Genomic DNA, 13,228 nt, shown 5'->3' with positions numbered 1-13,228 from the left:
ATGCCAGAAGACGAAGACAGCTATCCGGCTGAATCGGGACGCAGACGGTTCGTGAAGGGCGTCGTCGGTGCATCGGCGCTCGGCGCGACCGGCATCACCGGTGCGACCGGGATCAAATACGCCACCACCTCCTCGGGCTCCGGTGGCGGGGCGACGCAGTATTTCGGTATCGAGAACATCGCCGGCCCGGCACCGCGCGGAATGCCACAGATACCGATCGAGATCGACTCGGACGGCTATCTGAAGGGCGTCTGGCCGGAAGTGAAGACGAAGACGGTCGACAACGAGGAGGTGAAGATCGCGGAGACGCAGCTCGGCGGCATCACCTACTCCAGCGAGTGGTTCCAGTACTGCGGTGTCCAGACGTACGCCGGCATCGCGCCCGACGCCGATCAGGACAACTTCTTCCGCGTCTCCGAGTCTGCCTCGACGAGCTACGACTGGATGAGCGATCTGAGCGCCGGTGACAAGCTCAAGGTCAGCGATTTTGACGACTACGAATCGTGGGGCAACGACATCGGCAAGGACGGGCTCGGCAAGCCGGCGATGGGTCGCTGGCGATCGGAGGATCTCCCGCCCCAAGAAACGGCCCCGATACAGATCCTCAGGAGCACGCGCATCGAGGATCTCGCGAAGGAGAGCGACCACCCCGAGTGGGTCAAGGCGAGCACCGAGAAGGGGTTCATCGCGTGGCTGAACAAGTGTACCCACTTCTGCTGTGTGCCGGGGTTCAAGTCCTCGGCCCAGAGTGCGAAGTTCGGCGGTGCCAACGACGTCTACTGTCCCTGCCACCAGTCGGTGTACGACCCGTTCAACCCCGTGAAGCTTCAGTTCACCTCGCTCCCGCGACCGGAGGACAGCGGGGAAAGCGGCGGTAGTAGTGGCAGTAGCGGCGGGGAGAGCAGCGCATGAGCCTCGAACGCCCCGACGAACACGATCACGCGGGCTGGATGGAACAGAAGGAGCTGACACCGATCGAGAGCACGTATCTCACGGTGTTGATGTGGCTCGACAAGCGCCTGCGCATCGTCGACTATCTCGAAGTCCTGGAGAACCTCTACTACAAGGTCAACCTCCAGATGCCGAAGAGTCACACCGAGCAGTACAACCTCGACAACAAGTTCTGGTACTGGTACCCGTTATATGCACTCGGGAGCTTCTCGACGATCGCGTACGTCGTCGCCGCGCTCTCGGGCGCGCTGCTCGGGTTCTATTACGCCCCATCGACCGCCGGTGATCCGTCGGCGGCCTACAACGCGCTGACGATGATCATGACCGATCTCAACTTCGGCTTCTTCCTCCGGAGTCTCCATCGGTGGGCGGCGCAGGTGATGACCGCCGCCGTCTTCCTGCACATGCTGCGGGTCTACTTCACCGGCGCGTACAAGGAGCCGCGCGAGCTCAACTGGATCCTCGGCATCGTCCTGATCAGCCTGACGATGGTGTTCGGTTACACGGGCTACCTGCTGACGTGGGACCAGCTCGCCTACTGGGCCGGCCAGATCGGCGTCGAGATGAGCCTCTCGATCCCGCTGATCGGCGAGTGGGTCGCCCAGCTGATCTTCGGCGGGTTCGCGCTCGGACAGGCGACGCTCATGCGGATGTATCTGTTACACGTCTTCCTGTTGCCGTTCGTCGTGACGTCGCTGATCGCCGTCCACATCGGGATCGTTTGGATGCAGGGGATCGCGGAGCCACACTAGTACAATGACAGACACTACCGACACCGACGAGAGAAACGACGCCACCGAGGAGGTCGCCGCCGACGGCGCGGGCATCGTCGCGCCGGACGACGAGACGCCGACGTGGCGCGAACGCAAGGAGCGCCGCCAGGGACTCTCGCGACTCACCTACGAGTATTTCGAGCGCTCACGGCGCGAGGATCAGGATCTGCGAACGGAGTCGAGCTACGTCGAGCGTGACGTGCTCGCGTTCCCGACGTGGCCCCACGAGATGATCCGCAACCTCTCGCTGACGAGTTTCTTCGTCGGCCTGATTCTCTTTCTGGCGGCCGCGCTGCCGCCGCATCTCGGCGCGCCGGCCGATCCGTCGACGACGCCGGCGATCATCCTGCCCGACTGGTATCTCTACTGGTCGTTCGGCCTGCTGAAACTCGGGCCGCTGAACCCCGAACTCGCCATCCTCGGCGGCCAGAAGCTGATGAAGGACGCCACCTACGGCGTGCTCGCGAACCTGGTCGTCGTCGGGTTCATCGCCATCGTGCCGTTCCTGAACAAGGGGAGCGCGCGCCGACCCGTCGAGCAGCCGTTCTGGTCGGCCGTCGGCGTCTTCGGCGTCGTCTTCGCCATGATGGTCAGCGCGCTGTCGATCAAGAACCTCATGCCGGACTGGTTTAGTGTGGACCTCCTGTTCGACCTGACGTTCCTGCTGCCGTTCGTCGCCGGGTTCATCACCTACGCCATCCTGAAGGCGATGCGTGAGGGCTACATGTTCGAGCTCAACCGACGGTACTACCGGCTGCGGCCACCGCGGTGAGCGACGACAGCGAGGGTGCGAGCGAGTCGCGCGAGATCGTCGTCCCGCTGCGCGCCTACAAGGCGGTGACGGTGTTCTCGACGCTGCTGGCGATCGTCTGCGTCATTCTGGGGTTCGGCTTTCTCGACGCCGCCACCGGCGGTGCCGGACCGCTCTCGGTGTTGTTCGAGACGATCGGGCTCGCGGACGCCGGCGGGAGTCTGTTCACGCTCGTGAGCGCGCTCGTCGGTATCGGGTTCATCGCGCTCGGAGCCGGCATCTACGTCCTCGGCACGCGCTTTCGCACCGAGGGGATGGGAAAGGCTCAAGACGACAGCGGTGGAGAATCGGACAATGAGTGACGAATTCGTCAAGGGGCTCGCTACCCTCTGTGGCGGGCTGTTCGGCTGGATGGTCTTTTCGGGATGGTACGCGACCGGGAGCTTCGAATCGAAAAAACAGCTCATTGAGTCGGTGCCCACCGACCCCGCGATCTACGGCAACATCGCACTCACTCTGCGCGAGGCGCTGTTCTGGTTCGCCATCTTCGGCGCGATCACCTTCTGGGTGCTCATCCCGGCCGGCCGGCAGGCCCGTGCCGCGCTGCGCGACCGCCGCTCGTCGAACTGATTCGGCACTGTCTCTTCTGTCGGCCGCGACAGTCCACGAGCAGCGATTGCAGCTGTCTCTCACTATTCTCGATGGTCGGACGACGCACTAGCTTCCAGACCTGAGTTCGTCCTGCAGTGTTTGTCGTCTGGCTTATAGAACCAATTCGATCCATTGAGAACGCAGTATGGTTCGGCTAACCGGTCTACCGCCAACCACACCATGACAGTCATATCCTCCAGCCGAATCGCTCCGCTCGTTCCACCCACTTGCTCATCCACTATCAGAGCGTAGCTCTAACGAGTCTGCGCTCGCTGTGCTCCAGAGCCCGCTTGGGCCACACACGAGCGCGTGCTGACCGCGGCTCGCTAAGCGAAGAGTAGAAACAGCTCATCCCGACGGCGTCGCAAAACAGTTCTCGACCGGTGGTTCGATCGCTTGCGCCGTCTCAGACGACCGCGTTCCACAGCGGGGCGATGACGAAGAAGACGCTGAGGTAGGCCGCATAGAGCACGACGAGCACGGAGGCGGCGACGGCTGCCTTCGGCTGGCCGATCTCGCGGTCGTTGCGCACCTCGACGCGTCTGGCTTCGAGCTCGAAGAAGTCGGTGACGAACATCCCAACGACGAGCACCGACAGCACCATCCCCGAGTGGAGTTCGACGGTGCCGAGGTAGAACGAGCCGAGGATGAGCAGGATGGTGGTGGCGATGTGGGCGGGATGCTGTTCGATGGCGTCGGCACCGCCTTCGTCCGCCTGCGAGACGTTCGAGCGGTGCGAGAGCGCACGCGTCGCGAGGTTCAACACGGCGAGGACGACGAGCACGTAGACGATCAGCGGTGGCTCGCCGCTACCGAGCACGGCATCGACCGGGCCGAACAGCGAGAGCGGATTCATAGGGTATCGTCCAACGCGACTCCATTAGAAGGTTTCTCATTCCCGGTCGCCATCGGGCAGCGAGACGATCGGTAGCGTTCCGGCGCGCGCCAGCTCCACCGTCGCTCCCGGCTCGACCGTCTCGACCGTCCGCCCATCGACTAGCAGCTCCACGTCGGCGTCGTCGCGCTCGACGGTGAGCGAAAGCCCAGCCAGCGGCACGACCCAGTGATTGGGGTCGGTCGCAAAGGGCGAGATCGGCACGGCAGTCAGCACGTCGCTCCCGGGGGCGACGATCGGTCCGCCGACCGTGTGAGCGTAGCCACGACTGCCCGCTGGCGTCGTGACGACCACACCGTCGGCACGAAATCGGCCGATCGGTGTGCTCCGATCCGGCCGGTCGAGCGAGAACTCGGAGATCGTCGCCGCGGCCGCCGTCGTGAGGGTGATGTCGGAGAGCGCGTGAGCGATCCCGCTGTCGGTCTCGACGGCGACGAGCGGCCGTTCCGTGACGGTGTATTGCCCGTCGAGAAGCCGTTCGGCGGTTTCGGGACGGAGATCGTCGGCGATCGGAAGAACGGGTGTGGAGACGTCCGCTGTAGCGAGCTCGGCGATCGCATCGCCGGTGGGCGCTATCACGAGATCGGTTCCGGCGACCGTCTCCGCGGTGGCGGTTCCGGCGACGCCGCCGGCGGCCCGGATCGTCTCGACGACGTCGGCCGCCCCGTCGGTGGACGCGAGCACCGCGATGTCCGGTCGTTCGTCCCTGTCGACCGCCTCGCCGTCACTCATCGCAGTCGGTTGTGACCGGCCGGTCAAAAGACTGCGGGCTCGTGGCAACGTTCGCGCGACGGCGACGGGAAACGCTTTATCAGCACCGGCCGCCATCGCTCCGTATGAGCCTCGCCGTCGAGACGCCACCACCGCCGACGCTCGAAGCGGGCGTCGACGCCGACGCCTACGAGGACGCCGACGTCGGCGGCGACGAGTACCGCCGCGACGAACTCGAATCCTTCCTCCACGCGGGTGCGTGGGACGAGGCGTTCGAGCACTGGGCGGCCGACACCGAGATGGACGAACGCGAGTTCGCCATCGTCCGCGATCTCGGGCTCGTCGATCGCTTCGATTTCTTCTGGGACGACTTCGCCGATCGGGTCGGCTACCACGCCCCCGGCCTGCCCGAGGACTGGAAGGAGCGCGATCTCCATCCGGATCTCGACTCGTGGGGCGCGGTCTCCTCGATCAATGCCGGACTCACCGAGCTCGGCCAGCTCGTCTGTGAGGTGCTCAAGGAGGAGTACATCGACTGGGAGGCCGATTACGACGCGCCGGACGATCTGCCCGATTTCTGACGACCGTCCGCTCCCGTTCGTGGGGTTGATGTGCATGGCCGCGAACGGCTCGCATGAACGAGACAGCTACCCCGCCCGACGAGCGCGAATGCGAACGCTGCGGTCGTCGTGACGTCTGGGACGAGGCGACCGACAACTGGCGGATCGTCGAGAGCGGTCGCAGCCACTGCATCCACGAGTGGGATATCAACGGTGCGTACAACCCCTTCGCCGAGTCGTAGCCGGTCGAACTCGCCAACAGTTAAGTCCCCGTCGGCGTACGTTCGCGTATGGATGCGACGGAAGCCGAAATCGACTCGCTCGTCGGCCGTGAGGTCTACTCGAACAACGGTCTGTTCGTCGGAGAGGTTGAGGACGTCCGCCTCGATCTCGATCGCGAAATCGTCACCGGGCTGGCGGTCGGCGGACTGAACCGCGAGCTGCTCGCCGGGCGTGCGCGCACTGCCAGCGGCGTCGTCGTCCCGTTCCGGTGGGTGCGGTCGGTTGGTGATATCGTTCTCGTCACCGAGGCAATCGAGCGCCTGCGCGAACCGAGCGAGGAGACGGAAAACGAAGCTGCGGTCTGAGTCTAATTTCCGTTGTCGTCGACGCCGAGTGCGTCGAAGAGTTTTCGCCGGACAGCCTGTTTTGTGAGCGCGAGCAGCGTTTCGCGGTTGTCGTCGGTCGTCTCGATGCCGGTGAAGATGCCCAGCGGGATCGAGACCGTCGCGTCCGTCGAGTGGCCGACCGTCTCGCCGTGTTCCTCGAAGGCGCTTTCGAGCACGTTGCGGATGTTGATGCGGATGTCCTTCGAGCGCGCCGACAGCGTGATGCGCTCGTCGTCGATGGCGAAGACGGCGGTCGTGCTCACCCCTTCCAGGTTCAGGAGCTGCTGGGCGGCCTGTGCGAGCGCGTCGCGATCGTGGATGTAGCCGGCGTTCGAGACGAGATACGAGCCGTTGACCTCGCGGTTGCCGATCGCCTCGGCGAGCACGTCGAGCGTTTCGGGCGACATCGACGGCGATTCGACCTGTTCTAAGGTGTCGTGGTCGGCGAACGGGTAGAGATAGGAGGCGGCGGTCAGATCTGCCGGCGTCGTGTCCCGCTTGAAGTCGAGCGTTTCGGCGCGGATGCCGTAGAGCAGCGCGGTCGCGACGGTGTCGTCGAGGCCGAGATCGAACTCCTGGACGTATTTCGTCATGATCGTCGACGTCGAGGAGACGTTCGCGCGCACGTCCGAGAAGGCCGCCTCGTAGTCGCCGTCGGGCTCGTGGTGGTCGATGAGGACGTCGATCGGGCGGTCGATCGTCTCCTCCATCGACTGGGCGTGATCGACGAGCGCGAGCGTGTCGTACTGCTCGAAGTCGACGTCGGCGCGCGCCTGCAGGTCGACGCCGATGAGGTTGACGAACGCGCGGTCCTCCTGGTGGCCGATCTCGCCCTCGTAGAGGATGTCCGCTTCGATGCCGCGCGCGTCGGCGATCGCCCGGAGCGCGACCGCGCTGGCGATCGAGTCCGGGCCAGGGTTGTCGTTGGCGAGGATGGCCAGACGATGCTCGGTACCGTCGAGCACGTCGGCGAGAAGACCCGCCTTGTGTTCGAGCTCGCCGGTTTCGAGCGCGCGCAGCGCGGCGTCGGCGATCACCGTCGAGGGGTTGATGACGGCGTCGGCACCCGCCTCGCGGAGCTCGTCGGCAGTGACCGGATCCGAGGCGCGTGCGATGACGAACTGTTCGTCGCCGCGGGCGCGGACGTTGGCGATGGCCGCCTCGTTGGCCTCGATATCCGTCGACAGCACGAGCAGTACGTCCCGATCGGCGACCGCCTCGGGCACCCCCTCGTCGGCGATGTCGGCGGTCTTGGCGTTCATGTCCTGGTCACGGAGGGCCTCGACGCGGCTCTCGTCGACGTCGACGATGAGGACGTCCTTGTCCTCGTCGACGAGCTCCTCGGCGACGGCGTAGCCCACGCTGCCACAGCCCAAGATCGCATAGGAGGACATCGAGGCCATCGTGATGCCGGTGCTCATTGTCCGTCCGCTCTGGGGGAGCCATGTTTATAGTCTGCGTGTTCTCGGCGGTCGTCCCCGGCGGGCGCTGCTCTCACGCAAACTATTTGTCGCTGTCGGTGGATGATTCGGATATGCTCTCGCTCGAAGACTCGCCGCTCGCACGCGACGGCAAGATCCTGATTCTCGCCTACGATCACGGCCTCGAACACGGCCCCTCGGACTTCACCGAGCATCCCGAACGGATGTCCCCCGAGACCGTCTTCGACGTGGCGACCCACGACGCCGTCACCTCGGTCGCCGTCCAGAAGGGGCTCGCCGAGGGCTACTACCCCTCCTACGAGGACGACGTCTCGCTGTTGACGAAGCTCAACGGTACCTCGAACCTCTGGATGGGCGAGCCCGACAGCGCCGTGAACTGTACGGTCGACTACGCCGCCGACATCGGTGCCGACGCCGTGGGGTTCACCCTCTACGGCGGCTCGAACAGCGAGATCGAGATGGCCGAGGAGTTCCGCGACGCCCAGGAGGCCGCCCGCGAACACGATATCCCGATGGTGATGTGGTCGTACCCCCGTGGCCAGGGGCTCAGAAACGCTTCCGACGCCGACACCATCGCCTACGCCGCCCGCGAGGCGCTCGAACTCGGTGCCGACGTAGCGAAGGTCAAATACCCCGGTAGCCGCGAGGCGATGGAACACACCGTCCAGGCCGCCGGCGGGGAGAACGGCGCGAAGGTCGTCATGTCCGGCGGCTCCAAGGTCTCCGACGAGGCGTTCCTCAAGAACGTCAAGGCCGTGATGGACGCCGGCGGTGCGGGACTCGCCGTCGGCCGGAACATCTGGCAGCGCGAGAACCCGACCCAACTGCTCGATGCGCTCGAAGCAGTCATCCACGAGGGACGGTCCGTCGACGCCGCGCTCTCGTGATGGACACCATCGAGGCGGTCTTCACGACGATCGCCGAGACGGCCCCCGAGATCCGCGCGGGGCTCGTCGGCCGGCGCGAATACCAGGAGGGTGAGAACCCGAGCGGCGAGGAACAGCTCGCGGCGGATGTCCACGCCGATCAGCTCCTGGAAGAGCGCCTGCTCGCGATCGACGGCGTCGGGAGCTACGCGAGCGAGGAACGCGAGGAGGTCATTGGCGACGGGTCGGGGCTCTCGGTCGCGGTCGATCCGCTCGACGGCTCCTCGAACATCAAGCCGAACAACACGATGGGGACGATCGTCGGGATCTACGACGCCGCGCTCCCGGCCGGCGGCCACGATCTCGTCGGGGCGGCCTACACGCTCTACGGCCCGATCACGACGATGGTGACCGCCGTCGACGACACCGCGACCGAGTCCGTCGTCGAGGACGGCGAGCGCCACACGGTGAGCGAGGACGTCTCGCTGCCGGACGAGCCGACCGTCTACGGGTTTGGTGGACGTGTGCCCGACTGGACGGACGAGTTCACCGACTACGCCCGCGAGATCGAATCTGATTCGTCGCTCAAGCTCCGCTACGGCGGCGCGATGATCGGCGACGTGAACCAGGTGCTCACCTACGGCGGGATTTTCGCCTATCCGGCACTCGACTCGGCTCCCGAGGGGAAACTCCGGCTCCAGTTCGAGGGCAACCCGATCGCGTACATCGTCGAATCGGCCGGCGGGCGCTCCTCGGATGGCAACGAATCGCTGCTCGACGTCGAACCCGACGGCCTTCACGGGCGGGTTCCGGTTCACGTCGGCAACGAGGAGCTGATCGACCGGCTCGAAGCGACGCTCGACGACTAGTTCTCGCGATTTTCGGCGAACAACAGTTCGAACGTACTGTCCTCGATCGACCGTGTTTCGAGGATCTCGAACCCGGCATCGGCGAACTGGCGTGCGCTCGTCTCGGTGTCGGGGAAACTCCAGCGCATTTCGACGCCCGTCTCCAGCCAGTCGGGGTTGTTGCCGTCCCAGCCTTCGTCGCCGCCGACGGTGAGCACGGCCAGTCCGCCGGGCCGCAGCACGCGATGGAACGCCGCCGCGACGCGAGCGTGTTCGTCGAGCGGGATGTGGATCAACGAGAAGAACGAACAGATCGCGTCGAAACTATCGTCGGCGAATCCGAGCGTGCTCATGTCGCCCTGGACGAACCGCGCCTGTGTGACGTCCTCGCGGGCACGGCGGAGCTGTTCGCGCGAGAGATCGATACCGACCACGTCGTGATCGTCGGCCAAGCGTTCGGCGACCGGTACGCCCGCGCCACAGCCGGCGTCGAGAACCCGTGCGCCGTCGGCGAGTCGATCGCGGAGCCAGTCGAGATGGGGTCGATCGGCGTGCTCGCTCGTGCGACGGGCCAGATACTCGTCGACGATCGCGTCGTAGCCGTCCCTGATGGCGCGCTTGTCGCCCGTCATTCGTCGACATCGACACGGCCGACGGACAAACCGTTTCGCCGTTCGCGTTCGATCCGGTCGGGTCGACGACATGGAAAAGTCTTTCCGCAATTATTGCACAGTATCGGTATGGAGATCCGCATCGGCGAGGGGGCGAGCGACGAGGAGGCACGCGTCATCGGCAGCGCGCTGGCCGAACACACCGGGTCGGCGATCGAGGTGTACGTCGGCGACGGCGACGCGCCCGCGACGACCGCCGACCCGCCGGCGAGCGACGACCGATCCGCAACGAACGGAGCGGGCGGATCACGGGCGTCGACCACGGACGGGCCGACCGAGCGCGAGGAACTCCTTCGCGAGGAGATCGCCGACATCGAGCAGGGGGGACCGGAGAAGTACAAGGACCGCCTGGACGATCAGGGCAAACTGTTCGTCCGCGATCGCCTCGATCTCTGGTTCGACGACGGGTTTTCGTTCGAGGACGGCAAGTTCGCCAACTTCGATAGCGAGGACCAACTGCCGGCCGACGGACTGCTCACCGGGGCCGCCGAGTTCGAGGGCCGAACGCTCCACGCGATGGCCAACGACTTCACCGTGAAGGCGGGCTCGATGGCCGAGAAGGGCGTCGAGAAGTTCCTCCGCATGCAACAGCGCGCGCTCAAGACCGGCAAGCCGGTTCTCTATCTGATGGATTCGTCGGGTGGACGGATCGATCAGCAGACGGGCTTTTTCGCCAACCGCGAAGGCATCGGCAAATACTACTACAACCACTCGATGCTCTCGGGGCGCGTTCCCCAGATCTGCGTGCTCTACGGCCCCTGCATCGCGGGCGCGGCCTACACGCCCGTGTTCGCCGACTTCACGGTGATGGTCGAGGGGATGAGCGCGATGGCCATCGCCTCCCCGCGGATGGTGGAGATGGTCACCGGCGAGGAGATCGACCTCCAGGAGCTGGGTGGTGCGCAGGTCCACGCCGCCGAATCCGGCAGTGCAGATCTCGTGGCCGAGGACGAAGAGCACGCCCGCGAGCTCGTCGCTCAACTCGTCACCTACCTCCCCGACAACTCCGACGAGAAACCCCCGCGATCCGACTCGCGCCCACCATCGCGCTCGCCCGCTGGCATCGATTCGGTCGTGCCCGAGCGGCCGAACCGCGGCTACGACATGCACGAACTCATCGATCGCGTCGCCGATCAGGGCTCGGTGCTCGAACTCCGCGAGCAGTACGGCCCGGAGATCGTCACGGCGTTCTCGCGGATCGACGGCCGACCGGTGGGGATCGTCGCGAACCAGCCGGCCCAGCGCGCGGGCGCGATCTTCCCCGACGCCGCCGAGAAGGCCGCCGAGTTCATCTGGACCTGTGACGCCTACAACATCCCGCTGCTCTATCTCTGCGACACGCCGGGGTTCATGGCCGGCTCGGGGGTCGAAAAGGAGGGCATCCTCGAACAGGGCAAGAAGATGATCTACGCGACCTCCTCGGCGACGGTCCCCAAACAGTGCGTCGTCGTCCGGAAAGCCTACGGCGCGGGCATCTACGCCATGTCCGGACCGGCCTACGAGCCCGAATCGACGCTCGCGCTCCCGTCGGGTGAGATCGCCATCATGGGTCCCGAAGCGGCGATCAACGCCGTCTATCGGAATCGCCTCGACGATATCGAGGACGACGACGAGCGCGCCGCACGCGAGGCCGAACTCCGTGAGGAGTATCGCGAGGACATCGACGCTCACCGGATGGCGAGCGAGGTCGTCATCGACGACATCGTGCCGCCAAGCGAGCTTCGCGAGGAGCTCGCCGCCCGGTTCGAATTCTACGAGGGGATCGACAAATCGCTGCCCGACAAGAAACACGGTACGATCCTCTGAATCACCGGTATCGAGCGCTGTGATCGCTCACTCGTAGCCGATGTCGGCGGTGAGTTCGCTGTTGCTTCGCTGGAAGACGCCGGAGCCACGCGCGAGTTCGTTGCCGGCGTCGTCGTGGGCGACCGCTTCGGCGATCAGTTGGTTGGGATTGTCGTTGACGACGCGCCCCTCGGCGTGGATCGTGCCGTCGGAAACCGGGCGTTCGAGATGGATGTCGAAATGTGTCGTGAGCACGAAGACGTCCTCGACGAGCGAGTTGGCCGCGAAGAACGCCGCGTCGTCGAGCGCTTTGAAGTACACTGCACCGTGAACGGCACCGAGCGGATGATGGCTCTCCGAAGATATCGGCACGTCGAGCGTCGCCGTGCCCTCGGCAACGGTAAGACTCGTCCCCTCGTCGGCGTTGATGGGCGCACGCCGATACATCCGCTCTAACTTCCGAAAATGCGTCTCGTTCACGGTCGTGAACGATTCCGACTGTGGATACCGGTTTCGATGATTACGGCGCGCCGGTGATGACGAACTGACTTTCGGTGTCGCCGTTCGTCACCTGTCGCGTCGCGCCGGGTGCGACCCGAACCGCGTCACCGCTTTCGAGCGACAGCTCCTCGCCCTCGACGGTCATGGTCGCCTCGCCCTCGACGAGGAGATACACTTCCTCGTGGTCCTCGTCCCCGTGTTCGTGCTCCGGACCCTCCCAGCCCGGTTCGGCGTCGACGACGGTCACACCATGAGCCTCGCAGTCGAGCGGCTCCCGGAGGAAGTGCATTCCGTACGTCGTCTCGGTCTCTCCGTAGTTCACTTTCGTGTGTGACATCACTCCCGGTTGGCGGGCCGGACGGAAATGCGCACTGCCGGCCGGTCGCCACCCGCACGCTCCATGAGCAACGCTTAGGCGTCACCGTCGCCTCGTATCCACGTGCGCATCGAGAACAGCTTCGTGCCCGTGCGCGGCGTCGGCGAGAAGACCGAGCGCCGCCTCTGGCGCGAGGGGATCACCCACTGGGACGATTTCGAACCGTCGTCCGTCGGCGACGTGCAGGGCGACAACATCATCGACTACATCGACCGCGCCCGCGACCGCCTCGCGGCCGGCGATACGGCATTTTTCGACCGTGCTTTCCCCTCAGGCAGTCGCTGGCGGCTCTACGAGAACTTCCGTGCAAACGCCTGCTTTTTCGATATCGAAACCACCGGTCTGGACGCTCGCCACAACGACGTGACGACCGTCAGTTTTCACCGTGCCGGCGAGACGACCACGCTCGTCCGCGGCGAGGATCTCACACGAGAGGCCGTCCGACGCGAACTCGACGCCGCCGATCTGCTGGTATCGTTCAACGGCAAGCGCTTCGACGTTCCCTTCCTCGAACGCTCGTTCGATCTCGACATCGCGCAGCCACATCTCGACGTCATGTACCCCTGCCGGCAGCTCGATCTCACTGGCGGGCTGAAGGCGATCGAGGAGGAAATCGGCATCGAGCGCGACCGACCGGACATCTCCGGGCGGGACGCGGTCCGGCTCTGGCACGCATACGAGCGTGGCGACGAGGACGCCCTCGACACGCTGGTTTCGTACAATCGCGCCGACACGGTAAACCTCAAATCACTGCTCGATACCGTTACGCGCCGCCTTCACGAGTCGGTGTTCGTCAGTGATACCGAACAGCGCTGACCTCACCAAGCGATCCCGTCTCC

18 protein-coding genes are annotated in these 13,228 nt (G+C 65.2%); 12 read left to right on the top strand and 6 right to left on the bottom strand.

The window, feature by feature from the left end:
* Genes MUK72_RS12375 through MUK72_RS12355 form a run of 5 tightly spaced genes read left to right on the top strand, consistent with a single transcriptional unit; the run spans position 1 to position 3,105 of the window.
* On the top strand, positions 1 to 912 hold the full coding sequence (locus MUK72_RS12375; protein ID WP_004055461.1) for a hypothetical protein: 912 nt from the start codon (positions 1 to 3) through the stop codon (positions 910 to 912).
* Positions 909 to 1,703 carry a cytochrome b gene (locus MUK72_RS12370; RefSeq protein ID WP_004055460.1) on the top strand — a complete coding sequence of 265 codons (795 nt, stop codon included), beginning with the start codon at positions 909 to 911 and terminating at the stop codon, positions 1,701 to 1,703. The genes MUK72_RS12375 and MUK72_RS12370 overlap by 4 nt, the downstream gene beginning before the upstream one ends.
* 4 nt (positions 1,704 to 1,707) lie before the next feature.
* On the top strand, positions 1,708 to 2,496 hold the full coding sequence (locus MUK72_RS12365) for a cytochrome b family protein (RefSeq protein WP_244701273.1): 789 nt from the start codon (positions 1,708 to 1,710) through the stop codon (positions 2,494 to 2,496).
* Positions 2,493 to 2,837: a DUF7315 family membrane protein gene (locus MUK72_RS12360; protein WP_007742277.1), complete on the top strand. Its 345-nt coding sequence runs from the start codon at positions 2,493 to 2,495 to the stop codon at positions 2,835 to 2,837. The genes MUK72_RS12365 and MUK72_RS12360 overlap by 4 nt, the downstream gene beginning before the upstream one ends.
* Positions 2,830 to 3,105 carry a DUF7314 family protein gene (locus MUK72_RS12355; protein WP_244701270.1) on the top strand — a complete coding sequence of 92 codons (276 nt, stop codon included), beginning with the start codon at positions 2,830 to 2,832 and terminating at the stop codon, positions 3,103 to 3,105. The genes MUK72_RS12360 and MUK72_RS12355 overlap by 8 nt, the downstream gene beginning before the upstream one ends.
* 427 nt (positions 3,106 to 3,532) lie before the next feature.
* On the opposite strand, the gene MUK72_RS12350 is transcribed toward MUK72_RS12355, so the two are convergent.
* Together MUK72_RS12350 and MUK72_RS12345 are read right to left on the bottom strand one after the other, a co-directional pair.
* Entirely contained in the window at positions 3,533 to 3,982 is a 450-nt protein-coding gene (locus tag MUK72_RS12350) for a DUF7313 family protein (protein WP_004055456.1), read from the bottom strand.
* A gap of 36 nt (positions 3,983 to 4,018) precedes the next feature.
* Positions 4,019 to 4,753, bottom strand: coding sequence for an NAD(+)/NADH kinase (locus MUK72_RS12345; RefSeq protein ID WP_244701267.1), 735 nt, complete (start codon positions 4,751 to 4,753; stop codon positions 4,019 to 4,021).
* A gap of 104 nt (positions 4,754 to 4,857) precedes the next feature.
* On the opposite strand from MUK72_RS12345, the gene MUK72_RS12340 reads away from it, so the two are divergent.
* From MUK72_RS12340 to MUK72_RS12330, 3 genes are read left to right on the top strand one after another with little or no spacing between them, the layout of a single operon-like run.
* On the top strand, positions 4,858 to 5,313 hold the full coding sequence (locus MUK72_RS12340; RefSeq protein WP_004055454.1) for a DUF7992 family protein: 456 nt from the start codon (positions 4,858 to 4,860) through the stop codon (positions 5,311 to 5,313).
* Between the two features lie 53 nt (positions 5,314 to 5,366).
* Positions 5,367 to 5,534 (top strand): HEWD family protein, encoded by a 168-nt coding sequence (locus MUK72_RS12335; RefSeq protein WP_004055453.1) that lies wholly within the window; start codon positions 5,367 to 5,369, stop codon positions 5,532 to 5,534.
* 48 nt (positions 5,535 to 5,582) lie between these two features.
* Positions 5,583 to 5,879, top strand: coding sequence for a PRC-barrel domain-containing protein (locus MUK72_RS12330; RefSeq protein ID WP_004055452.1), 297 nt, complete (start codon positions 5,583 to 5,585; stop codon positions 5,877 to 5,879).
* A 2-nt stretch (positions 5,880 to 5,881) separates the two neighbouring features.
* On the opposite strand, the gene MUK72_RS12325 is transcribed toward MUK72_RS12330, so the two are convergent.
* A complete protein-coding gene (locus MUK72_RS12325; RefSeq protein ID WP_004055451.1) occupies positions 5,882 to 7,321 on the bottom strand; it encodes a DHH family phosphoesterase in 1,440 nt (479 codons plus the stop codon).
* Between the two features lie 113 nt (positions 7,322 to 7,434).
* Here MUK72_RS12325 and MUK72_RS12320 point away from each other — a divergent pair, with 113 nt between their 5' ends.
* Positions 7,435 to 8,229, top strand: a complete 795-nt coding sequence (locus MUK72_RS12320) for a class I fructose-bisphosphate aldolase (RefSeq protein WP_244701251.1) — start codon at positions 7,435 to 7,437, stop codon at positions 8,227 to 8,229.
* Positions 8,229 to 9,077, top strand: a complete 849-nt coding sequence (locus tag MUK72_RS12315) for a class 1 fructose-bisphosphatase (RefSeq protein ID WP_244701248.1) — start codon at positions 8,229 to 8,231, stop codon at positions 9,075 to 9,077. Before MUK72_RS12320 ends, MUK72_RS12315 begins: the two co-directional genes overlap by 1 nt.
* Here MUK72_RS12315 and MUK72_RS12310 read toward each other — a convergent pair.
* Positions 9,074 to 9,688 (bottom strand): class I SAM-dependent methyltransferase, encoded by a 615-nt coding sequence (locus MUK72_RS12310; RefSeq protein WP_244701245.1) that lies wholly within the window; start codon positions 9,686 to 9,688, stop codon positions 9,074 to 9,076. The two genes, MUK72_RS12315 and MUK72_RS12310, sit on opposite strands and share 4 nt — an antisense overlap.
* A gap of 108 nt (positions 9,689 to 9,796) precedes the next feature.
* On the opposite strand from MUK72_RS12310, the gene MUK72_RS12305 reads away from it, so the two are divergent.
* Entirely contained in the window at positions 9,797 to 11,533 is a 1,737-nt protein-coding gene (locus MUK72_RS12305) for an acyl-CoA carboxylase subunit beta (RefSeq protein ID WP_244701241.1), read from the top strand.
* Positions 11,534 to 11,560: 27 nt separating this feature from the next.
* On the opposite strand, the gene MUK72_RS12300 is transcribed toward MUK72_RS12305, so the two are convergent.
* Both MUK72_RS12300 and MUK72_RS12295 read right to left on the bottom strand, forming a co-directional pair.
* Positions 11,561 to 11,992 (bottom strand): PaaI family thioesterase, encoded by a 432-nt coding sequence (locus tag MUK72_RS12300; protein WP_244701238.1) that lies wholly within the window; start codon positions 11,990 to 11,992, stop codon positions 11,561 to 11,563.
* Positions 11,993 to 12,032: 40 nt separating this feature from the next.
* A complete protein-coding gene (locus MUK72_RS12295) occupies positions 12,033 to 12,350 on the bottom strand; it encodes a cupin domain-containing protein (protein WP_004055445.1) in 318 nt (105 codons plus the stop codon).
* Positions 12,351 to 12,452: 102 nt separating this feature from the next.
* Here MUK72_RS12295 and MUK72_RS12290 point away from each other — a divergent pair, with 102 nt between their 5' ends.
* Entirely contained in the window at positions 12,453 to 13,205 is a 753-nt protein-coding gene (locus tag MUK72_RS12290) for a ribonuclease H-like domain-containing protein (protein WP_244701235.1), read from the top strand.
* The last annotated feature ends 23 nt before the right edge of the window (positions 13,206 to 13,228 follow it).

Source organism: Halococcus dombrowskii, assembly GCF_022870485.1.
GTDB classification, from domain to species: Archaea; Halobacteriota; Halobacteria; order Halobacteriales; family Halococcaceae; genus Halococcus; species Halococcus morrhuae.
This window is presented reverse-complemented; position numbering and strand designations above follow the sequence as displayed.

Excerpts from the sequence above, each read along its gene's own strand:
- MUK72_RS12310 (WP_244701245.1), bottom strand. The coding sequence starts at position 9,688 with ATGACGGGCGACAAGCGCGCCATCAGGGACGGCTACGACGCGATCGTC.
- MUK72_RS12370 (WP_004055460.1), top strand. The coding sequence starts at position 909 with ATGAGCCTCGAACGCCCCGACGAACACGATCACGCGGGCTGGATGGAA.
- MUK72_RS12320 (WP_244701251.1), top strand. The coding sequence starts at position 7,435 with ATGCTCTCGCTCGAAGACTCGCCGCTCGCACGCGACGGCAAGATCCTG.
- MUK72_RS12350 (WP_004055456.1), bottom strand. The coding sequence starts at position 3,982 with ATGAATCCGCTCTCGCTGTTCGGCCCGGTCGATGCCGTGCTCGGTAGC.
- MUK72_RS12345 (WP_244701267.1), bottom strand. The coding sequence starts at position 4,753 with ATGAGTGACGGCGAGGCGGTCGACAGGGACGAACGACCGGACATCGCG.
- MUK72_RS12315 (WP_244701248.1), top strand. The coding sequence starts at position 8,229 with ATGGACACCATCGAGGCGGTCTTCACGACGATCGCCGAGACGGCCCCC.
- MUK72_RS12325 (WP_004055451.1), bottom strand. The coding sequence starts at position 7,321 with ATGAGCACCGGCATCACGATGGCCTCGATGTCCTCCTATGCGATCTTG.
- MUK72_RS12330 (WP_004055452.1), top strand. The coding sequence starts at position 5,583 with ATGGATGCGACGGAAGCCGAAATCGACTCGCTCGTCGGCCGTGAGGTC.
- MUK72_RS12355 (WP_244701270.1), top strand. The coding sequence starts at position 2,830 with ATGAGTGACGAATTCGTCAAGGGGCTCGCTACCCTCTGTGGCGGGCTG.
- MUK72_RS12305 (WP_244701241.1), top strand. The coding sequence starts at position 9,797 with ATGGAGATCCGCATCGGCGAGGGGGCGAGCGACGAGGAGGCACGCGTC.
- MUK72_RS12295 (WP_004055445.1), bottom strand. The coding sequence starts at position 12,350 with ATGTCACACACGAAAGTGAACTACGGAGAGACCGAGACGACGTACGGA.
- MUK72_RS12375 (WP_004055461.1), top strand. The coding sequence starts at position 1 with ATGCCAGAAGACGAAGACAGCTATCCGGCTGAATCGGGACGCAGACGG.
- MUK72_RS12365 (WP_244701273.1), top strand. The coding sequence starts at position 1,708 with ATGACAGACACTACCGACACCGACGAGAGAAACGACGCCACCGAGGAG.
- MUK72_RS12335 (WP_004055453.1), top strand. The coding sequence starts at position 5,367 with ATGAACGAGACAGCTACCCCGCCCGACGAGCGCGAATGCGAACGCTGC.
- MUK72_RS12340 (WP_004055454.1), top strand. The coding sequence starts at position 4,858 with ATGAGCCTCGCCGTCGAGACGCCACCACCGCCGACGCTCGAAGCGGGC.